Below are 22,399 nucleotides of genomic sequence, written 5' to 3'. Positions count from 1 at the left end.
CAGGAAGCTTTACAACATCGAAAAACAACAGCCAAATCACCATCGAACATCAACAAGCAACATATTAATGGATGAAGATTCAAACATCCTTCTCCTTAACTGATCACGAATCGAGCGTACTCAGCCTCTTCGCAACAAGCAAATTCACACTACATGAGAAGAAGTAAATCCGAAAAACTTAGCTCGAGCAAAAATTGGCACAGCGAAATTCGTCGCTCACCTACTTAGGTGCATTAAGAATTGGAGCCTTTAGCTGCTGCTGACAAATGCTTCTAAAAAACATACCGGCATCGTACATCGAGAAGCCTTTCAAAAACACAAGATGAATATCAACAGGCATCAGAGATAGTATCAAATTCAAAAGAGAATATTCAGCGTAATGAACAAGTATTTTTTTCAACTTCATCGGACTTAGGTGGCCAGAACATGCTTTTGAGCTGCTTGAATCTGACGAATAACTTCGATGGGTTCAGAAAGCCAATACGACGGCTGATAGTCGACACCTAAAAATGAGGGATCAATCTGATGAACCCTAGTCTTGACCCAATTGCTTCCAAGGGTGAGCCACCCCCTTTCATTTGGAGCCAGGAAATCCTTGACAGGATTATCAGCAACATATACATAACGACAGTCAGGCCATCGCTTCTCAATAGCAACAAAACGCTCAGGACTTGGCTTTTCACACTGATAGTCTTCAGAGACAAAAAGAGGTATTGAACCAAGGCCAACGGCAGCTAACTTGAGACGTTGGGTAACAGATCGACCATCAGACAGTATAGCAAGATTTGCATTTAAATCTGAAAGTACATCCAAAGTATCACGAATTCCTGATGCAAGCTGAATTGCAGGCCTATGAAGTCTGTAAAGCCACAAAAAACTTGTTTTCACCTCGAACGGAAGGTTTAGCTGCTCACAAGCCCAGCCCCAAACATCCTCAACACCCCTCTCAGATGCGCTTTGAATGCGGCCGTCAAAAGGAATACCATAGATTGAAAAAATAACTTTTTCAACTGCAGAGATTCCAGAACGTTGATATTCAAGCTCAGAAATCAATGTGTCGTCTAAATCAAAAACGACCACCCAATCGTCGAGATTCATTGAATTCCGGTTGGCATAGGAGATGAGTAAAACTCCATGGTGTCATAGCGGAGCAATATAAGATTAGCCTCCCACGCTTCCTCATAGCCGATTGATTCAGCAAGCAAATATTCCCTGATCAAGAGGGATGGATAGTCGGCACCCGCCGCATGGCTCATCGGATACCCACCACCAAAGCGTGGGTTGATTTCAATACCAAGCATCTTATCTCTGCTGGGATCCACAAAGATCTGCAGAGTAATAACACCTCTAGCACCCTTCAATGTGCCAAGGCGCTTCTTCAAGGTTCGCAGCACGTTATCCTTACGAGTCGCTCCTTTGCTGATTTCACCGCCTCGAACTTCCAGACGTTGTCTCGGGACACAACCGAGCAGATCACCTGATTTTGAATAGCAAAGATCAACTGTATACTCGATCCAATGATTGGGAACAAGTTCTTGGAAAAGATTATTTGAATCGCTAGTGTCAACAGGCGCCAAGTGATCTGCAGATAGTATTGTTTTAATTCCTTGACTGCAGCTGCCGCCCACTGGCTTCATAAAGCAAGGAAATATGAGTCTTTCAGGATCAAGAATCTTGGGAGTTAGTATTGATAGCGATGCAAATAAATCAGCTGTGCGACGCTTATCCCTACATAGGCGAACTAAACCAGGATCACTAACAACTAGTTGCACACCTGCGGCATCAAAAGCTTCTCTAGATTCAGCTAGAACTTGCAATTCTGTGTCTATTGTAGGTATGACCATTTTTATATCATTGGCCAGGCAGAGCTCAAGAATCTGAGCAGGATAATCAGGCTCCGTACACTGGACACTCTTAAATGACTGATCAGCGAGCTGGCAAGCTGCTGAAAGAGAAGGATTAAGGTCACAAGAATATATTCTAGCTTCAGACCCTAAAGTTGAAAGAGCACTTTTTTTCCAAATTTTAATAAGCTCCCCCCTTCGCCCCGCCGATGTGATCAGGATTCCGGTGGGAATCGCATTAGGCATTTTCGTCACCACGGAAGGGGGGCATGGTGACATTTCCCGGGGCGCTGATACCCTCTCGACTGATCACTTTCCAAATCGTGATCAGAAAAATGCGGAGATCAAGCCAGAGACTTTGGTGATCCACATACCAGACGTCGCGGCGGAGTTTTTCCTTCCAGGAGAGGGCATTACGTCCATTAATCTGGGCCCAGCCACTGAAACCTGGTTTCACGTCGTGACGGCGAGCTTGCTCAAAAGAATAAAGCGACAAATATTGCATCAGCAGAGGGCGAGGCCCAATGAAGCTCATCTCGCCGCGCAGAATATTGATCAACCCTGGCAATTCATCAATAGACATAGCGCGCAACCAACGGCCAAAAGGTGTGAGGCGCTGGGCATCGGAAAGCAAATCCCCATCGGTATCACGTTGGTTGGTCATTGTGCGGAACTTGAGAAGCTGGAACTGACTTTCGCCGTAACCGGGGCGGGGCTGACGGAACAACACCGGGGCACCTAGGCGCCAGCGCACCAGCAGAGACACAAAAAGCAATAGCGGCGACAGCAGCAGCAACGCCAGTAGGGCAGCGAGACGATCAGCAATATTTTTGAAAGTAAAGTAAATAAAACGCCATAAATATCTGTTTGTTCGCCATCGGTTACGAACTGCTGTCGTGGTCAAAATATTTCGCCATTGCCCTGCCAACACAAGACGAGAAAAATGGGATTCAGCGAGGCTGCGCGCATTAGCACCTGCAGCCTCTCGCAGGTCTGGATCATCTTTCAAGGTGATTAGTGCTTCCGCGAAAGCATTCGGATCGCGTGGGGGGACGGGGATACCCAATTGGTGATCACGAATGAGCTCAGCCAACCAGCCAGGGTAATTATTCACCACTGGCAATCCGCAGGAGATGTAGTCAAAAAACTTATTTGGGGAAGTACCGCGGTAGAAAGCCGGTATGTCATCAAGCACCATGAGGCCCACATGCACCGACAGCCCCAGGCTTCGGGCGAGTTGGGACTTAGGGAGCGGAGGAAGAAAATGGCAGTTTTCCAGACTTTCAGCTTTTACACGTTGCTGAAGGGCATGCTTGCAGCGGCCATCACCGATAAAGAGCAGTCGAATGTCGTGGCGACCTCGCCTCTGTAATTCGGAAGCTGCATCGAGGACTGCATCAAGGCCATTAGCCAGACCATGAGCCCCTGTAAAAGCAGCAACAAAGGATCCAGCTGGCATGGGTGAAGCCAAGCCTCTAATTAGCTCTGGCTGCTTGGACTGTTGCGCCTTTAGGGGTTTGAACAGCTCAAGATCACAGGCATTGGGAATACTAGTAATGCGGTCTGGAGGGATCCCCCTATCCGCAATGCCCTCGCAGATGCCAGGGGCCAGACCGATGCAGGCATCTGCAGAGTGGTAGCTACTCCACTCCAGTACTGATAACACCTTCAATAAAAAAGGATTACGCACCACACCCATGGCTCGGGGGAGCTCGGGCCAAAGGTCACGAACCTCGAGAACGAAAGGAATCCCCCGCAACCAGCGGGCAGCTATTCCTGGGATACCCGCCGTCAGCGGAGTAGTGGTGGCGAAAATAAGATCAACTTCGGCGCCTAGCGCCAGCAGCAGGCTCTCCCAGCTGTAGCGCAGAAACACCAACGCACGTTCCAACATGCCGGCGTGATTGGAGTAAGGCAGGTCAAACTCAATCACCTCGATGCCATCGACAGAACCATGGCGGCGTCCATTCCATCTATCCCCTTCCAAACCAGTCGCTGACCGATCTGTCCTCAAACAAACCATGGTCACTTGATGACCGTGGTTAACGAGATCGCGTGCAAGTTCATAAGAACGGGTCCCATTGGAACCTGCAGGCGTGGAGAAATACTGGTGGAAGTAGAGAACCTTCATGGCGGCACCGGCAGGGCGATGTTGGTGATGATCAAAGCAGGGCTTGAACTTGCGGCCACTTCAATCTCCAAGACAGGAAGTGTTGTTTTTTGTGCATAGAGCAGCGACTCCCAGCCCTCCACCACCTCTAGGCGCTGGATAGGAAAATTGGTCTCAAGGCTGATCTGGGCACGGGAGCTGAATAGCTGAGCTGTCGCACCTTCAGTCAACAGCTGCCAGTCGGCCGGGCAGAGGCGCCAGCGCAGGAGCAGGCGATGGCGAAACGAGGAGCAATGGTCGGTGATGATCCACCCCAGACCGCTTGGGTCCACCTGCACCTGGCGCTTATGGCGACCGTGGGGGGAGCGGTAGGCCGCGGTGATCGACGAGCAAGCTTTACCCGACTCAACCAGTGGCGGGTCTACCAGCTGAAGCCAGTCGCCCCAGAGGAAGCGACCGAGGCGGGGCATAGGCTCAGCGCCATCGAACTGCACACTGTTATGGCTGGCGATACCTGGGAAGTAGGCCAGATCAGCAGCATCAGAGTTGTAGGCGTAACTGCCGCCATCGCGCAGCAGATTCACGCCCTCATGCCAGAGATCGAGGTGCAGCGGGTCGGCATGAGCCGGCCGGAAGCGGTAATTAGGGAGCCTCAGCAAAGCCCAAGTTCTGGAGGTAGGTCGCAACAGCCCATAGCCCCCATCGGCAAAGAGCTCAACTGCTTGTGAGGGCTTAAGCGAAGGAGCCTTCGGTGCTTGCGGTGATGATGCATCAAGACCTTCTGCTGACGAACTGATCAGCTCGAACCAATGGAGAGGCTCATCCCAGGGACCCGGCTCCAGGGCTCGCTGGCCTGCAAACAAGACCGAGGCGAGCTGCAAGGTGGGCCGGAAATCGCGGTAGGGCTGACTGTGCAGCTGATAGACAAAGACCCCGTCGTTGCTGCCCAGATTGGGACCATCACCACTGCAGGGATCCACCAGCGCAGCAAACCAATGGGTAGCCGCCCGACAGCGCTCCCGAAAGCGCTGCGAGAAGCCGGGCAGATCCAGCCAACGGCGGCACAGTTCCACCTGGGCGAGGGTGTCGAGCAGCAGACGGTGGTAGGTAAGCGAGTGTTGAGCGAAGGAGCCATCTGCCATCACCAGCCGCGCCACGCTGCGCTCCAGAGCGCGTCGACCTTCAGAAGCCCAGCGCTGGGCTTCCGAGGCATGGGCGCTGGCGGAAGCCTCCAACCAGCTGCCGCCGATGAATAGGGCGGCGGCTTCTGAGATCCAGTGGTTGTTGTCTTGCGCCTGGGCATAGCGCTCGGTGGCGGCGATGCGCTGCAGATGCGCCGCCACAAATGCTGCCCGCTGGGGCCTGGGATCAGGCAGCTGAGCGGGAGCATCGGCAAGCTGCCAAGCCTGCAGGGCATGGAGCAGGCGCATGGAAGCCTCCTGGCCACAGACCCAATTGCTGCCGCCATTCACGGGGTTGGCCTGGCACCAGCTCAGGCACCAGCTGTTGAAGCCATCGCGGTAGCGGTGGTCGCCGCTGAGGCGCCAGGCACGGATCAGCAGAGGAGCCCAAGCCCAACGGGAGAGCTCCCAGCAGCGCTTGATATCAGCCCCGGCGAATGGGCGACAGCAGCTCCAGTGCTGGCTGCCATCCGTGAAACGCTGGCCCGAAGCGGGATCAAAAAACCATTCCGGAGGTGAGCCAACGGCATGACTCTCATGGCTGAACCAGGTGGCCGTACCTGCCAGCAGGGCATCAGCCGCTGCGAGACAGCCATTAAGCGATGTCGCCGACCATCCATCGGCGGAGAACGGAGCCGGGTGGGGCTGGCCGTTAAGCCGCTCAGGGATGGGGCACGGCATTAGCGGCAACTGGCGTACGTAGAGGCCAGTCCGCAGTGCTACTCGGTGCGCTGCGACGGCAGCGCAATTGCGCCAACCCAGCCGCTTGATGATGCGCAACTGGGAGATCACCTGCACGTCTACTTGGTTACACCGCAGAGATCGAATACAGAGCGGCCATCCAAATCAAGACCTTTGAAGGCGGTATGAGCGACTAGAAACACCAACAGATCGGCATCCTCGAGCACCCGCTTGAGAGTATCTAATTTGATGATTGGGTGGTCGTGAAGATTGGGTTCGCAAGCAAGCACGTCGAGGCCAGCAACGAGCAGCTCAGTGGTGATGTGGAGGGCGGGGGATTCGCGCAAATCGTCTACATTCGGCTTGAAAGCGAGGCCCAGGCAGCCGATACGGGCGGTGCGGCCGAGCTGATCTTCCAGGGCTGCTGCGCGGGCCTGCACCTGCTCTATCACCCAGCGGCTCTTGCCGTCATTCACGTGGCGTGAAGTTTGAATCAGAGGTGTGCAATGGGGGGCGGCGGAGGCAATAAACCAGGGGTCAATGGCGATGCAGTGGCCTCCCACGCCGCAACCGGGCTGCAGCACATTCACGCGGGGGTGGTGATTGGCCAAGCGAATTAGCTCACGCGGATTGATCTCTAAGTGATCGCACACCAGCGAGAGTTCATTGGCGAAGGCGATGTTCACATCGCGGAAACTGTTCTCAGTGAGCTTGACCAGCTCAGCGGTGCGTGAGTTGGTTGTAATCAATTGGCCCTGGCAGAAGCTGGCATAGAAGGCCTGTCCTGCTTCAGCAGCAGCTGGGGTAAGACCACCAATGACGCGGTCATTGGCGATCAGCTCCTGCAGGATCCGGCCAGGCAGGACCCGCTCAGGGCAGTAGGCGATATGAATCTGATCACTATTGAAGCCGGAAATCTTGCGAAGCTCATCTGCAACCTTTTCGGTGGTACCCACCGGCGAAGTGGATTCGATCAGTACGAGATTGCCTGGCCGCAGCACTGTTGCGATCGCGCGGGCTGCGGCAAGCACGTAGTCAATGTTGGGCTGGGGGATGCCATGGGCCCCACCGCGGAAAGGTGTTGGTACAGCAATCAGAAACACATCAGCAGCTGCAGGAGTCAACTGAGCCATGAGGGCTCCAGAGGCAACGGCAGCCGCCACCGCTTGATCGAGATCTGGCTCCAAAATATGGATCTGGCCCTGATTGACAATGGCCACAACTTTGGAACTCACATCTACTCCAACCACCCGATGGCCAGAACGTGCGAGTACAGCAGCAGTAGGCAAGCCGATATATCCGAGACCAAGGACACAGCAAGTACTCACTGATTCACAGCCTCCAAAAGCCACCGCTGCACTTCAAAGATCTCGCAAGTGGGGATCGGCGGTGACCCGCCGGTTTCAATGGCTGTAAGGAAAGCTGCACAACAAGCCACTTGTCCCTTGTCTTGTTGGAGCAAGCGACGGGTGCGGAAGCCAGGGATGCCCCAGGCCTTGAGCTTTAGATAATTATCGAGACGAAATATTTTGCCATCGACAAAAACCTCAAGGCGCTCTTTTGGGAAGGCCTTACTGCCATTGGCGAAGTAGTGAACGGTCCCAATCGAGCCGTCAGCAAAGCGAAGCTGAAGGGAGAAAGTGTCTGGACAGGGTTTGCTGTCTGCGGCACTGAATAGCTGGAGGTCTTCGATGGGGCTGGCAGCCAAGTGGCGCAGCAGGTCCACGAAGTGGCATGCCTCACCGAGCATGCGGCCGCCACCGGCGGATGGATCTTGAGTCCAATGATCAACAGGTATGGCACCAGCATTGCAGGTATACACAAAGGCCTTGGGGCCCTGCGAACGGGAGAGCTGCTGCTGTAGAAGAACTGATAGCGGCGCAAAGCGGCGGTTGTAACCCACCATCAACAACTGCTCACCAGTAAAGGCCGCTTGGATAGAACTCAGCTCCTCGACTGTGAGGCAGAGGGGCTTCTCCACAAAAACATTCTTACCGGCTGCCAGAGCTTGCTGAACAAGAAGAGCATGGCTGTCGTGGCGAGTGGCGATTACTAAAGTGTTGTAATTGGGGTCGACCAGGAGAGCGGGCACATCGGTACTGGCCTGACGGAAACCGAATTTCCGGCCCAAGTGCACCGGTCCGATGCCGCTGGAGGCGGCGATGGTATAGAAGCCGGCCCCGACCTTGGTGAAAGCGGGAATCAGCACGCGGCTAGCGAAATTGCCAGCTCCAATAACGCTCAGCAGCGGCTTAGTAGAAGCCACATCTTCGGCAGCTGCCGGCAGCTGAATCAGACGCTGCTCGGGATCGGCTGTTTCGGGGTAACGCAGCAGAATACCGAGAGAGGGTTCGGCACTGCTGAGCAGTTCGTAGGCGTCTGAGGCCTGCTCGAATGAAAAACGATGGGAGATGAGCGGCTCGGTACGTAGGGCACCGCTGGCCAGAGCGTGGAGCACAGCCTGAAAGTTGCGCTGTTGCGTCCAGCGCACGAAACCAATGGGATAGTCGTGGCCTTGTTGCTCATAAGCTGGGTCATAGCGCCCGGGGCCATACGAGCAGCTCACCTGGAAGGAAAGCTCTTTTTTGTAGAAAAGATCACGGCGCAGTTCCAGGCCGGTGACTCCCACCAACACGATGCGGCCCCGCTGGCGGCAGGCCCCGGCTGCAACATGAACTGGCTCAGTAGAGGAGGTGGCTGCTGTGATCAACACGCCATCAACACCAATACCTGCAGTGTGATCAAGACACCAAGCCACTGGATCCACCCCGCTGGAAAGATGGAGAGCCATGATGCCCAACGTTTCGGCGAGAGCGCACTTCGAGGGATCCGGATCGAGACCTAACACACGACAACCCTGGGCGGCGAGGAGCTGACCTGTGAGCAGACCAATCAGGCCCAAACCACTAACCACAAAGGTTTCACCCAGAGTCGGATTGGCTAAACGTGTTCCCTGCAGACCAATAGAGGAGAGAACAGTGAAAGCAGCAGCCTCATCACTTACCTCAGTCGGGATGACGGCACATAGGAGATGTGATACAGATACGAGCTCAGCATGAGCTCCATTGGAAGCAACTTTATCGCCAATCTGAAAGCCTGAAACTTCGGAGCCAACGGCTACTACAGTTCCCACGTTGCAGTAACCAAGAGGCAAGGGTTGATCCAGCTTGCTACGCACCGCATCTAAAGTGGTTAAGGGACCATCAGTGCGGGCTTTCTCCAATACCTGCTGAACCTTGGCTGGCTGCTGACGGGCCTTACCGATCCAGTTAGCACTGCCAAAATCCACCAACATGCGCTCCGTTCCTGCAGAAACGAGTGAGCAAGAACTGCGAATCAACAAATGCCCACGAGGAACAACGGGTGCTGGAAGCTCAGGAAGTTCGCTGGCACCGGTGGCGAGAGAATGGAGGAGTTGTTTCACAGGTGAACTATCAGCAACGAGAAGATTGCTCGGATCGGCTAAGCGTCAAAACGTCATAGGACAGCTGATAACAAATCTATTTCAGATGGCTGTGGGTACTGGATCAAGACAGCGCGATACTTACCCTTGAAAACAAACAAGCTGCCGGCGGCAGCCCCAATCACTCCGTAGCGGATGACCAATGCCCGCATATCATCGAAAGATCCCGCACCGCCAATGACCGTCATCGGTAGCCGAGTGACCTTTCTGACGGCATCAATGAGTCCTAGGTCATAGCCCTTCATGGTTCCGTCGCGATCAATCGAGTTAAGCAAAATTTCACCAGCCCCTAATGCTTGCAACTGACGAGCCATCTCAACAGGATTACAGCCTGTCTTTTTAGAGCCGTTATGCGTGAGAACTTCATAGCGGCCACGGAAACTACTCTTTTTCACATCCATAACAGCGACGATGCTCTGGCTTCCAACTCGCTGAGACGCCAGCTTAATCAGGCCAGGGTTATAGGCTGCTGCACTACCAAGACTGACCTTTTCGACGCCAAGACTTACTATTCGCTCAATCTGCTCAACAGTTCTAACACCACCGCCGTAGCACAATGGCATCCGACATTCGGCAGCAAGATTAGCAATTAAGCCATAATTGGGTTCAAGATCCTTAGTTGTGGCATCAATATCGACAACAATCAGCTCGTCGACTTGCTTCTCGTTAAAAATTCGAACAGCATTCAGAGGGTCTCCAATATATTTCGAGCCACCGAAGCGGGTGGTCTTAACCAAGCCACCATTATGAACCAAGAGACATGGAATAATTCGAGCGCGCAACATGGAAAGAGCTAAACCTCAAATTGAGCAAAGTTTTGCAGAAGCTGAGTACCCCAGCGATGACTCTTCTCAGGATGAAACTGAACACCGATCACATGATCAAGGCAGACTGCGGAGGCAAAAGGTAAACCATAATGAGTTTTGGCCAAAATCAGATCTACAGAACATGGCAGGAAATAATATGAATGCAAAAAATAAAAGCGTGGATCCAAGATATTGCCAAACAATGAATGATCGTTCGCAATAACATTATTCCATCCTATATGAGGCAAGCATATCTTTGACGACAGCAAGTTCTCATCAAAACGCTTGACGTCACCGGGTATCCAACCCAGACCAGGAAGAAGGCCTTCTTCACTTCGATTAGCCATAATCTGCATACCAACGCAGATACCTAGAACTGGGACCCGCCGATTAATGACAAGCTCATCAAGAACGGGACGCAAACGAGAAGCCTCCAGTCGCTTAATTGCCCAATCGAAAGCGCCAACACCAGGCAAAATTAATCGTTTCGAGCGTATCAACTCATCAGGGTCACGCGCTATCGAGCAAGCAATACCAAGCCTATTATAAATGTTAGCAATCGCCTTAACGTTACCTAGACCGTAATCAACAATAGTAATCATCGCTTAATCGAAGTCTCCAGCCCAATAGCCTTGAGAATATGGGCACCGGTGTTGAAAAGTTTTTCTTGATTCCTGTAATCCCAATAGAACCGCTTAGGCATCCTTAAGTAATGAGTCAGCTCATCTATGCTTATACGAAGTTTGGTAGCTACATACTCAAAATCTAGACCAATAGTGGAAGAATCGTAAGCAGGCTTCTTCAGGCAACTCAGTGCGTCATCACGAGACATTTGACCCGTGAGGATCAAACTTGAGAATTGAACTCGACGGGGATCAAAGCCAAAACGCTCAGGGAGCCAATAAGACTCGTAGAACTTAGTAAAACGCGATTCGAAGTGTTTTTGCGGATAAGACTTCCAATCATATTCTCTCTGGAGGAGTTTGACAGCATCAGATTTGATATATTCCCGATGATTGAGAAGCCGAAAGACTTTTATCCTGCGGAAATAACGCAAGTAGATTTTATGGCGCAGGATAGAGCTGAAGGGATATGTTTGCATTTGTACCTGACCAAAACGTCTGATAATGTCTTTAATGTGAATCATATCGGTGCCGTAATAAAAATACTCCATAGGATTTCTTACACACTCCGTAGAAATATTGCCACCATTAAGGATATATCTAATTCCATGCTTAGCAGCAAAATTATAAAGTGTAGCGACAAAAGCGTGGTCCTGGGGAAGGTCTATATGAGGTACTCCAGACTTAAACCAAGCAAGTTGGAAATCGCGCATTTCCTCCCAGTTGATAACCTCAGTAAAAAGGTCGAGACCCAACTTCTCAACCAAAACATGAATATTATGTACAGCCAATTCAGAATTCCAACCCCCGTCAACATGAAAAACAAGAGGCCTCAAACCATATTCCTTAACAGCGAGATGCAGCATGTAAGAACTATCAACACCACCACTAAGACCCAGAATGCAATCAAATTCACGATTAAGGCCATCATGCTTGATTTTTTGTATGACGCTGTGAATATATTCTTGGCCTTGCTGGCCTACATGCCAATTAGGCAATACATTTTCATAAAAATCAATAGCATGATCGCAAACACCTTCGTCATTAAAAGTGATACGAGTATCACTAGTATCCATTACGGTTCGTGAGCAGATTTTGTACATAAAGAGATCAGGGTAAGGTAAAAAAGAAATAGAGCAATATGCTCAAAATCAAAACACTAGGAAAACAAAAAAGTCAGCGAAAGAAACAATAGAATGGGTGGGTGGGGAGAAGCAACACAGGGAAAGAAGTGGAATCGTGTACAAAAACAAGACTAGGAAGAAAAAGCTTGAAACAGAGATACAAGATCATCCCAGTCAGACTCATCATCCACATCAACACATGGATGATTAATTGAAAGACCTTTTAACGATACCTTATAGAATTCATAAGATGGCCAAGATCGAATATACTTGACTGGGATTAAAGAATAAAGCCCACAATCGTAATAACTGCGTGCAAAACTTTGCGTATTAGAGGTAAACAAATCTGGGCGATTAGGCAAAAGATCTAACTCATCAGACATTATGTAAGAGGACTCAAAAGGAACATTAAAAGGCTTCACACTAATAATAGAAGATGTTGGAAATTTGGTGGCAAATGAACATAGATTCCATAAATCATCTACACGTATAAGTGCTGCAGTAGGAGGAATATTTAACACATGAGTGAAGTTGCAGCCAGAAGAATCCTCCGAGTCAAGTATGTGCTGAATTACAGCAAATGAGGGAGTTGTATCAGAGGACAAATAATGAGGTCGAAGCCTTAGAGAGGAGCTAAAAGATGAGGTAGCAATAAGTTGTGAAATCTCAGGATCTTCTGTTGATACGACAATATCTGAAGAAATATTAGAATCGCGAATGACATTTAAAGTATGAAAGATAACAGGGACACCAGAGAGAAGGCGGATGTTTTTTCTTGGTACTCTTCTAGAGCCACCGCGTGCCAAAACAGTGATAAGAAGACGCATAGTTAGTTAAGGCGCTTAAAAGTAGTAGCAACAAGCTGGTCCTCACGAACAAGTGGGGGCAAGAGATCAGACTCTCTTTTTGATATTTGAAGAAAAATGGAATCAATCAAAGACTCATAGAGTTTCAAGTTGACATCTTGGTGAGCTGTGGATGCAAAAAACAGAGTCCCACCTAAGATATTATTTTCAAGCATAACTTGGGTAAAATAACTTCTATATTCAATAGCGCGTGGAGTATTTAAAAACTGTAAATTACTAATGGCTGGAATAACACCGCAATCAATGGAAATCTGATACCGAGAAGCAGCATTGAACCATATGGATTGAACACGTTTTCCAACATCTGTTATGACAGCCCAGCTTTTAGTGCGATACATTTCATCAAGAGTCGCAAGAGCAGCAACAAAACCAATACGGTCAGACCAAAAGGTACTGCTTAAAAAAGTATTCGTGGCAGACTTCATAATTGATTCTCGGCCTATCACAGCAGTAATTGGATAACCGTTACCGAGAGCCTTCCCGAAAACAGCTAAGTCAGGAGAAACAGAATATTTAAGATGCAAACCACCATATGATTCACGAAAACCAGATGTACATTCATCAAATATAAGAACAACACCATACTTATCACATAAGTGACGAACAGATTCAAGAAAACCTGGCATCGGCAAGATATTTCTAGTAACTTCCATTTTAATAGCGGCGACATTAGATGAATGTTGACGTAACAAGTTTTCGAGGGATTTAATATTATTCCATTCAAACGGATAAGAGGTGCCGCTTAAGGAATGAGGTACACCGGCAATACCAGTGTCACTAAAAAGATGAGATCTAAGTGAATCACTAGAATGCTGAGAAGCTAAGTACCAATCATGCCAACCATGATATCCACAAAATAAAATGATCTCGCGACCAGTAGCCGCTCGAGCAATTCGAACAGAAATCGCGTTAGCCTCACCGCCGGATTTTGCAAATCTGGCCATGTCGGACCAGGGATGTAAATCAACAAGCTTTTCAGCTAAAAGTACTTCTTCAAAAGCATTAAGGGTAGACATTGTTCCATTATTGATGGCACTAATAACTTCACGGTCAACGTTACTGTTGGCGTAACCGAGTGTATTGGGGCCTATACCCATAATAGACATATCTAAATACTGTTTACCTTCAAGGTCCCATACATAACAACCCTTAGATTTACTAAAATATGTTGGCCAATTTGTGGGAGCAAAAAGATTAGGTCTCTTAGAAAGAAGTGAATTACCTCCGGGAATGACCTTTAAAGCGCGTCTCCATCTCTCAATAGACATACGGAGCAAAAACAATTTATCAATTTTACCATTTTCACTGAAGCCACGAAAAAAATAAAAAAAATCAAATAAATATTGATAAAAAATATTCTAAAGAAAATCGCAAAGTAAACAGGCTATGCCAGAGAAGAAGCTAACTCAAATAAATCGGGAAAAGACTGGTACCATGCATTCAACCTTACATAACGTTCTGGAAATGGCTCAAGTTCAATCATTGAATGAATAAGATATAAAATCTCTCCGAGTACTTGATCTGAACCAAGTAATATCTTTAAACCAGAAAGAAACTTAACAAAATTCATAACATCTTTGTCCAAAAGATCGTAGTCAATAGGATGATCGTAATCAACGATAAGGAAAGCCAAATTGTTCTCAATACGATCCCACATAAGTGTATGACCTATATTGTCATAGACAACAAGAGAGTAAGAGGAATGAAGTTTATGGGAGACGCCAACATCCAGATGGATAAATTCGTTAATATGTAAAGAGTTTGGATGAAGAAAAACTTTTGAAGTAAAGCCAGAATTGCGTAACATATAATTTATTTGATGAGATAAACGAGTAAAATAACTGATACATTGCGGATTGGCACCAACACTTAAAACAAAAGCAATGATTGGAACTTTATGTTTAATAATTTTTTTTGGGAAACGAGTTTGTCGAATTGGAAATCTACCGAAACACCACAAGATGAGTTCGCTACACCCAGTCGATTCAATATAATGCAAAAGTAGGTTTGGGTGGAGACCATATCCGCCTCCATGAGCAACATAATATAAGGAAACCGAAGAATTTCTTGCGAGATAACTCAAAAGAGGATCTTCAAGAATTCCATAAATAGAGGCAAAATACGAAGAAACATGACATGTTTTGTGTAAATAGTGGGAAGAAAAATAAAAATAATGCTCCAGGTGGCTTAGTGGAAATGAATTAACTATTGAATGAGCAATAATAGGTGAAAGACCATATGACAAGAGATTATTCAAAAATATTGAACGTAATCGAGGCGAATGACGATCAGATAGGTGAGATGCAAAAAGATATGTAAAATTTCGACAAACCTTAGAGCTGCCAGACAGGTGTGAGGAATAGTGAAAAAGATTGAATTTTCGAAGCTTGTGGATATGAAAAAGCTTGTCAGGAAGATGGAGTAAAAAACGCTTGAAGAAAAGAGGCAGTCGCCTTTTAAAAGAAAGAGAGGAGGAAGTAGAAGTAGAAGTAGATTCTAAATCTAAACTAGCTATGCTAAGTGAAAAATTAGAAGGGTATGCGCGGGGTTCTGGAAGACACGATTGACAAGATTCAACATAGGTAAGTAGATACCATAAATAACATTTCTCCTCATTGCCAGTAAAAACAGAATATGAGGATTGTATAGATAAGGTACTGGCCAATGCAGACTGGAGAGAGAGAGAAAGAGAGGCAATTAATTTAATATTAGAGGAAGAAATAAAGTTATAAGGTGAAGACTCACAAAGTTGTTGAAAAGACATTGTATATTATCAATTAGGAAGGCTTGGTAGTAAAGAGTCTAAAATTTGGGAGGTGGCAAAACTAAAGAAGTGAAATGTAGCAGGAAACAATCAAAAATAAAAAACAATGATAGTCAAAATTAGCTGAGAATTTAAGAACAAGGCTTGATAAGAGGATTTACAGCAAAATAAGCCCCACTGTGTGAAAGATTGAGATCATTTAGTGGAAGATGTGGAGTAATTGCATGGAGCAAGTCATATCTGAAAATAAAAAGATCGCCAGGGGATAGTACACCTTGAGTAGAATAAATGATATCATCAAACTTCACTATCATAGAAGCCGGGGCATTTGAACTCTCAACAATCGTGTTAGATTTAATCATTAACAGAAAGCCGTAGTTTTGAGGGTACCTGGAGTGAACATGCCAATCAAAGAATCCTCCACCCTCAGGAATATGTAAGATTTGAGGAGCATATTTAAAGGCTTGAATAGCATTTACATCATTGTTGAGTACATGAGAAAAATGAAATGAATTTAGTTTGTCAAAAAGCTTGTAAGTATCTGAAAATTGAAATGAAGAACTAGAAAGATCGCCAAGCATAAAATCCCGCATAACTCTATTAGTTAAGACAGATCGGGGTAAAATATCAAGGCTCCAAAAATTAGATGATGTGCGATCAGGCTCAAGTCTCGTATTATGGGGTGGTAAAGTAAATGCCCACTGCTCAATTTCGTTCGCAGCTGCAAGAGAAAGATTGGATGGATAAAAATTCTTAACGATTGCACACGGTATATTATTGGAAATAACGGTTCTTATATTGTCAATAGATACCTTTTCAGGTGAAAAACAAGGCAAAGAAGATGGTAAATCAACTAAATGGAAATTTCGCAGCCAATTCATAATGATATCGAAAAAGGAAAAGCCGTTTTAGCCAAAAGAAGAGTAATTCAAAGAGAAGTACAATATTGGATAAAAGCTGAGGGAATCAATGATCCTAAATGGCTAAGGTCAAGGCAAAGTGTCAAATATGCAAATGATAACACAAAGCTCACTTAGTATTATTAAATATACAACGATAGAAAGACCATTCGTTGGATTCAATGAAAAATCATCAGTAAAATAAATAGCAGGGAAAGGGCGTCAGAAAAAAGTATAGGTTAATGATGCCAAAGGTAATCGCTGGCACAATAATGAAACTTTGTATTACGCAAAAACAATTGAAGGATACTAAATAAAGCTACCAAGACAGAGAAAACGGACATACAAAGAAAAATCAACGGTGAAGCTGAGAAAAGAGTAACCACTAATGCAGTCAACAAGAGATTAACGAGCAAAAGAAAATAGAAAAAGAATCAAAAATCTATGAAGTAAAAAAAAGGTTGATATAAGTGAAGCCCCAATAAATTAGAAGTCAAAAAATTATTAAGCAAAAGTATAGAGTACAAAGCAATACATAGAGGCAAAACGAAAAACTAAAACAGAGACAAATCTAAGTGACTATGTATTAAGCATACTTGGTAGATGCAACGAATAAATAATTACTCGAAGGTAGAGAATCTAGAAAAAGATTTGAAAGGTCGCTGCCAGGCAAAAAGGAGAATGATCAAAGGGGGGAGGTTATAGGCATTAGAAACAAAAAAACATAAAGCTATCGCATTTATAAAGTAATGATTGCCAGTGCAAATTGGAGAGAAACAGGCTGCTGGGATAATAAGTTAATAAGAATATAAAGTTGTTGCTTAGATGCTAGGATGTAGAGAGGTAAAAAAGCATGAGTCCTAGTAAAATGAAAAGAATTCTAATAACTGGGGGAACAGGAAGCTTTGGGAAAGAGTTTGTTAGTGCTGCGCTTCGAGATATAAATGATCTTGAAAGATTGGTTATATATAGTAGAGACGAACTAAAACAGTGGGAATTACAATGCTTATATCCGCCTGATAAGTTTCCACAATTAAGATTTTTTTTGGGTGATGTTAGAGATCAAGAGCGTCTAAGAAGGGCACTAGAAAACGTAGATACAGTTGTGCACGCAGCAGCATTAAAGCAAGTACCGACTGCAGAATATAACCCAATTGAATATATTAACACTAATGTAATTGGTGCTGAAAACGTTGTTCGAGCATGTCTAGATACAGGGGTAACTAATGTGGTTGCTCTAAGCACTGACAAAGCAGCGGCACCAATAAATTTATATGGCGCGACAAAGTTATGTTCAGACAAACTTTTTGTAGCTGCAAACAATATTAGAGGAGGAAGATCAATAAAATTTTCTGTAGTAAGATATGGTAATGTAATGGGATCGAGAGGTTCAGTTATACCCTTCTTCATGAAATCTGCGCAAAAAGGAATACTTCCAATTACAGATCCTAAAATGACAAGGTTTACGATAACGTTGAAAGATAGTGTAAAAATGGTACTATTCGCATTGAACAATAGCTTTGGAGGTGAAATATTTGTTCCAAGAATTCCAAGCTATGGGATAATGGACCTGGCTGAAGCAATTGGTCCAAACTGTAATAAAAAAATTATTGGGATAAGGCCCGGTGAAAAGCTACATGAAGATATGATAACAAGATCAGACGCTCCAATGACAATCAGGCTTAAGGACTTTTATGTCATTATCCCTGCTGAGACTAGGATACTTGATTTTTACAAAGAGAAAGCCGTCAAGTTCTCACATGTTGAACCAGGGTTTGCTTACGATTCGGGAACTAACCCGCAAAAGCTGTCTATAGATGAAATAAGAGAACTGATAAAAATCAACATTGACCCTAATTTTGATCCGGTATGAAATCTAACGAATCATTTATTCCTTACGGTAAACAGAATGTAACAAATGATGATATAGATGCAGTAGTGCAAATATTAAGGGGGACGTACTTAACGCAAGGTCCAGTAGTACAAGATTTCGAAAATGCCATTTCGAATAAAGTAGGAGCTAATTACAGCGTTGCTACATCGAGTGCAACAAGTGGGCTTCATCTTGCATGCTTGTCACTAGGCTTGGGCAAAGGAGATTGGTTGTGGACATCTCCCATTACTTTTGTAGCTTCAGCGAACTGTGCATTATATTGCGGAGCAAAAGTTGACTTTGTTGATATCAATATCAAAACGGGGCTGATGGATATTGAGTCACTTAAAAGAAAATTGAAAATAGCTGAGAATGAGGGAAGGTTGCCAAAAGTAGTTATACCTGTACACCTAGCTGGGAGCAGCTGTGATATGGAAGAAATCGCAATGCTGAGTAGAAAATATGGTTTCAAAATTATTGAAGATGCGAGTCATGCAATAGGTGGAAAATACAAAGAGAAATATGTAGGAAATTGTAAATTCAGTGATATCACAGTATTTAGCTTTCATCCTGTAAAAATAATAACTACAGGAGAAGGGGGTATTTGTGCGACCAATAATAGTGGATTAGCGGAAAAAATGCGTGACCTAAGAAGCCATGGCATAATAAAAGATAGCTGGAGACAGAAAAGAAAAAATATGGCATCGTGGTACTACGAACAAACATCACTGGGGTATAACTACAGATTAACTGATATACAAGCCGCCTTAGGACTTAGTCAACTAAAGAGACTGGATAACATTGTTGAAGAAAGAAATAAACTACTGGAATACTACGCCGAGAAACTTAAAGGTATGCCAATATCGACGATGAATATTCCACCTGCTGTTAAAAGTGCTGGACATCTTTCGGTAATATTGATTGGTGAACATCAAAAGAGAGATGCTATATTTGAAGAAATGCGTAAGAGAAACATAGGAGTGCAATTGCACTATTTTCCGGTACACATGCAGCCTTACTATCAAAAACAAGGGTTCAAGAAAGGTGAATTTCCTAATTCTGAGTTATATGGAAAATCGGCTATGAGCATACCGTTATATCCTGGGCTAAGTGATGAAAAACAAGACTTAGTAGTAGAAAACCTAAAAGGGTTACTATGAGTAAAGTGCCTGCCATATGCCTAGGAACGGCACAATTTGGATCAAACTATGGTGTTACGAACAACCTAGGGCAAGTGGCATTTGAAAATGTCAAAGAAATTTTGACTCATGCACACGATATGGGCATTGATATAATTGATAGTGCACAGTCTTATGGATGTGCCGAAGAAATATTAGGCAAAAGCGGTTTAATAAATGATAAATTTAAAATAATAAGCAAATTATCACCGCAAAACGAGATGGTTTTCAACGAGAACCACACAAAGGATTGGGATACAAGTTTAAATAACTCACTTAATAAACTATGTGTAGCCTCACTTGATTCATTGCTACTTCATTCGGTCAATGACTTAAGGAAAGAAGGAAATGAATATTTACTAAATTGGCTTAATAAGATTAAGTCAGAGGGGCTAACTAAGCGCATTGGAATCTCAATATATACAAGTGATGATTTGAAGGATATCAATCTTAAGTATATTGATATCGTACAACTGCCGCTATCAGTTTTAGATCAACGTCTAATTAGAGACGGTACGATTAAAAAATTAACCGATAATGGTATAGCCGTACATGCAAGAAGCATCTTTCTCCAAGGACTTTTATTAACTCCTTCATCAAATTGGCCATTAGAGACACCAAGGGAAGTAATTAAGCATTTTAGAGCCTTAGAAATTTATTCTGCATCAATTGGGAAAACAATGCTAGACACTTGCCTGGGTTTTGCTAGATCATTGCAAATGATTGAAGCTGTAGTCATCGGTATATGTAGCAAGAAACAACTTGATGGCATATACAGGTCATGGAATACTAATAACGACTGGGATCAATCAGCAGAAATTCGAAAAATAAATATCGAATCAGACTTTTTGGATCCTCGAACATGGAAACCAAAGACAAAATAGTTAAATTAAGAATTATACGCAAAGCCTGTAAAAGTATAACGATCTAACAACGACCAAAGATATAAAGATAAATTAGCATCCAGGAGAAATAGCCAGCATGACAAAAAACAGCAGAACATAGCAAATAGCTTGACAAAAAAAGGGAAGATCGCTGAAATAGTCTTATATTCAAAAAAGGCTATAAATGCAAGTAGTGATGATCGGACTAGATGCAATGACATATGGAAGCGGACATGTCACAAGGCTCAATAGAATTAGAAGATTAATGAGGGACAACGATCCCAAGATCTATCAAGCAAAAAACTATAATGACTTAAAGCAAATACTAAAGACAAATATAAATTTAAACATAATTTTAGATGTGTGCTCGCCTAAGTTCTATAGGCAATTACCAAAGAAAAAGTTCTTTGTCAAAAACTCTAACTATAGGAAAGTCATTGCAATTGAGGGGTTAGCTCAAGATAGGCATATTGCAGATCTCTTTTGCGAAAATATCAAAACTATATTGCCATACTGCATTAATAAAGAAGAGCTGAAATGCCACGACCTACAAAACACAATTTATGGTCCACATTTACACACTTATGGAGGACTAACATGGGATGGTAAATCGAAGCTATATGATCAGAGAGCAAAAGGTAAGCATAAAATACTGTTATCAGCAGGATATAGTGATCCAGCGAGTATAACAAGAGAGGTTTTGACAGGCATACAAAAATGCAATGAACTAAGAAATAGTGTAATCGTCTATTATACTTCATCTCCAGCAACAACATACAATTTCGATAAATCACAATTTAAATTTGCAAAAGATATCGGCCAAGACTTCTTCAAATACATTCAAAATTCGACACATATGATAAGCTCTAGTGGCCTAATCAAATATGACGGTACATTGAATAGGAAAAAACTTTATCTTATTCATCCAGATCAACACCATAGAAGAGCTAACAGTGCTTTCGAAACCCAAACGTCAGTAGATTCATGCATGATTGGTGAATTAAGCTCCGATGTATTAAATACATTTGTGAAGTGTGGCATGAAGGCCTCATTTAAAGAGTGGCCTGAAGAACAGTATTATAATGTCATGAGTGGTCGCCCTATCAAAGAAGCGATCATAAACCTACTATCAGAATAGACAATGTTCAAATACACATTGAAGTCGGAATCGAAAAAAATATTGACAAGATATTTCTTTGAAGAAGAAAGTCAAGAAAAGCTTACAACTGGTCAAATAGAGTATATGCTTCAAAGTAGTATTGATTTTTATCAAAACTATTTGGAATGGTTTTACGGAACATTCTGCATGACAGACAAAGAACTCCGCCATGAACTGTTCAAATACCTAGAAACAATAGATGGCATGAAGATACTAATAACAGGTGTAGGGCTTGGCCATGAATTAATAGAAATCCTAAAAATAATATCTGATCAAGAAAGAAAAAATTGTACAATTGTGGCTCAGGACATTTCAAGCGTCTTTATACAACATATCTATGAAAATATCGGCAATGAAATCCTAGAAAAGCATTCAAGTAAAGGCAATAAAATAATAATTTTCAATGGAGATGCCTGCTGCCTTCCTTTAAATAATGATGAATTTGATTATATACATCATTTCGGTGGAATAAATCGTTTTGCAAACATTGAAAAGGCAATTGACGAGATGGCAAGATGCGTTAAGCCACAGGACGGAGTAGTAGTATTTTCAGATGAGTCAGTAGCCCCATGGTTAAGGAACACAGATATAGGAAAAATGGTCATAGAAAATAACTCCCTTTATGCCCACAGTGCTCCAATTACACAAATACCAATAAACGCAACAAATGTAACTTGTGAGTATATTGTTAGAAATTGCTTCTATATGATTAAATTTACAAAGCTAATGAATACACTAAAAATTAATCCCAATATTAGGCACAAGAGTCCTCGAGGTGGAACCATGCATAAGAGATACCATGGGAAATTAGATGGAATAAATCCAGAATTAAAAAGTTGGATTGTAAAAGAAGCTAAATCTAAGAAAATTTCACAAAATGAGTTACTCGAAAGCTTAATTCAAGATAGAATTACTGAGTCAGAGGAATTATGAAATCCCGTAGA

18 protein-coding genes are annotated in these 22,399 nt (G+C 44.4%); 5 read left to right on the top strand and 13 right to left on the bottom strand.

The annotated features are described in order from the left end of the window. Positions 1-411 precede the first annotated feature (411 nt). From SynBIOSU31_RS01255 to SynBIOSU31_RS01190, 13 genes are all read right to left on the bottom strand, one after another. Positions 412-1,098 (bottom strand): HAD family hydrolase, encoded by a 687-nt coding sequence (locus SynBIOSU31_RS01255; protein WP_186491507.1) that lies wholly within the window; start codon positions 1,096-1,098, stop codon positions 412-414. Next, on the bottom strand, positions 1,095-2,102 hold the full coding sequence (locus tag SynBIOSU31_RS01250; RefSeq protein ID WP_255477300.1) for an ATP-grasp domain-containing protein: 1,008 nt from the start codon (positions 2,100-2,102) through the stop codon (positions 1,095-1,097). Before SynBIOSU31_RS01250 ends, SynBIOSU31_RS01255 begins: the two co-directional genes overlap by 4 nt. After that, positions 2,083-3,975, bottom strand: a complete 1,893-nt coding sequence (locus SynBIOSU31_RS14875; RefSeq protein ID WP_222930055.1) for a sugar transferase — start codon at positions 3,973-3,975, stop codon at positions 2,083-2,085. The genes SynBIOSU31_RS01250 and SynBIOSU31_RS14875 overlap by 20 nt, the downstream gene beginning before the upstream one ends. Then, a complete protein-coding gene (locus tag SynBIOSU31_RS01235) occupies positions 3,972-5,933 on the bottom strand; it encodes a heparinase II/III domain-containing protein (RefSeq protein WP_186491505.1) in 1,962 nt (653 codons plus the stop codon). The genes SynBIOSU31_RS14875 and SynBIOSU31_RS01235 overlap by 4 nt, the downstream gene beginning before the upstream one ends. A 2-nt stretch (positions 5,934-5,935) precedes the next feature. After that, positions 5,936-7,168, bottom strand: coding sequence for a UDP-N-acetyl-D-mannosamine dehydrogenase (gene wecC, locus SynBIOSU31_RS01230; RefSeq protein ID WP_255477299.1), 1,233 nt, complete (start codon positions 7,166-7,168; stop codon positions 5,936-5,938). After that, the gene (locus tag SynBIOSU31_RS01225) at positions 7,141-9,240 is read right to left on the bottom strand and encodes a bi-domain-containing oxidoreductase (protein ID WP_186491503.1); all 2,100 of its coding nucleotides are present in this window, start codon (positions 9,238-9,240) and stop codon (positions 7,141-7,143) included. The genes wecC and SynBIOSU31_RS01225 overlap by 28 nt, the downstream gene beginning before the upstream one ends. 53 nt (positions 9,241-9,293) lie before the next feature. After that, on the bottom strand, positions 9,294-10,064 hold the full coding sequence (locus SynBIOSU31_RS01220; RefSeq protein ID WP_186491501.1) for an AglZ/HisF2 family acetamidino modification protein: 771 nt from the start codon (positions 10,062-10,064) through the stop codon (positions 9,294-9,296). Positions 10,065-10,072: 8 nt separating this feature from the next. Continuing rightward, positions 10,073-10,687 (bottom strand): imidazole glycerol phosphate synthase subunit HisH, encoded by a 615-nt coding sequence (gene hisH, locus SynBIOSU31_RS01215; protein WP_186491499.1) that lies wholly within the window; start codon positions 10,685-10,687, stop codon positions 10,073-10,075. After that, positions 10,684-11,811, bottom strand: a complete 1,128-nt coding sequence (locus tag SynBIOSU31_RS01210; protein ID WP_186491497.1) for an N-acetyl sugar amidotransferase — start codon at positions 11,809-11,811, stop codon at positions 10,684-10,686. The genes hisH and SynBIOSU31_RS01210 overlap by 4 nt, the downstream gene beginning before the upstream one ends. A 152-nt stretch (positions 11,812-11,963) precedes the next feature. After that, entirely contained in the window at positions 11,964-12,659 is a 696-nt protein-coding gene (locus tag SynBIOSU31_RS01205; protein ID WP_186491495.1) for a cytidylyltransferase domain-containing protein, read from the bottom strand. Positions 12,660-12,661: 2 nt separating this feature from the next. Next, complete coding sequence (locus SynBIOSU31_RS01200; protein ID WP_186491493.1) at positions 12,662-13,966, bottom strand: aminotransferase class III-fold pyridoxal phosphate-dependent enzyme; 1,305 nt, start codon at positions 13,964-13,966, stop codon at positions 12,662-12,664. A gap of 116 nt (positions 13,967-14,082) precedes the next feature. Next, positions 14,083-15,462 carry a hypothetical protein gene (locus tag SynBIOSU31_RS01195; RefSeq protein WP_186491491.1) on the bottom strand — a complete coding sequence of 460 codons (1,380 nt, stop codon included), beginning with the start codon at positions 15,460-15,462 and terminating at the stop codon, positions 14,083-14,085. A 131-nt stretch (positions 15,463-15,593) separates the two neighbouring features. Next, positions 15,594-16,343: a hypothetical protein gene (locus SynBIOSU31_RS01190; RefSeq protein WP_186491490.1), complete on the bottom strand. Its 750-nt coding sequence runs from the start codon at positions 16,341-16,343 to the stop codon at positions 15,594-15,596. A gap of 886 nt (positions 16,344-17,229) precedes the next feature. On the opposite strand from SynBIOSU31_RS01190, the gene pseB reads away from it, so the two are divergent. From pseB to SynBIOSU31_RS01165, 5 genes are all read left to right on the top strand, one after another. Then, on the top strand, positions 17,230-18,234 hold the full coding sequence (gene pseB / locus SynBIOSU31_RS01185; protein ID WP_255477298.1) for a UDP-N-acetylglucosamine 4,6-dehydratase (inverting): 1,005 nt from the start codon (positions 17,230-17,232) through the stop codon (positions 18,232-18,234). Next, positions 18,231-19,394 (top strand): UDP-4-amino-4,6-dideoxy-N-acetyl-beta-L-altrosamine transaminase, encoded by a 1,164-nt coding sequence (gene pseC, locus SynBIOSU31_RS01180; RefSeq protein ID WP_186491484.1) that lies wholly within the window; start codon positions 18,231-18,233, stop codon positions 19,392-19,394. The genes pseB and pseC overlap by 4 nt, the downstream gene beginning before the upstream one ends. Further along, positions 19,391-20,296: an aldo/keto reductase gene (locus tag SynBIOSU31_RS01175; RefSeq protein WP_255477297.1), complete on the top strand. Its 906-nt coding sequence runs from the start codon at positions 19,391-19,393 to the stop codon at positions 20,294-20,296. Before pseC ends, SynBIOSU31_RS01175 begins: the two co-directional genes overlap by 4 nt. 196 nt (positions 20,297-20,492) lie before the next feature. Then, the gene (locus tag SynBIOSU31_RS01170; RefSeq protein WP_186491478.1) at positions 20,493-21,434 is read left to right on the top strand and encodes a hypothetical protein; all 942 of its coding nucleotides are present in this window, start codon (positions 20,493-20,495) and stop codon (positions 21,432-21,434) included. Between the two features lie 18 nt (positions 21,435-21,452). Further along, positions 21,453-22,388, top strand: a complete 936-nt coding sequence (locus SynBIOSU31_RS01165; RefSeq protein WP_186491477.1) for a class I SAM-dependent methyltransferase — start codon at positions 21,453-21,455, stop codon at positions 22,386-22,388. Positions 22,389-22,399: the final 11 nt, after the last annotated feature.

The organism is Synechococcus sp. BIOS-U3-1 (assembly GCF_014279975.1).
In the GTDB taxonomy this organism is placed as follows: Bacteria; Cyanobacteriota; Cyanobacteriia; order PCC-6307; family Cyanobiaceae; genus Synechococcus_C.
Note: the sequence above shows the minus strand (reverse complement) of the source record. Positions and strands in the feature narration are given on the sequence as shown.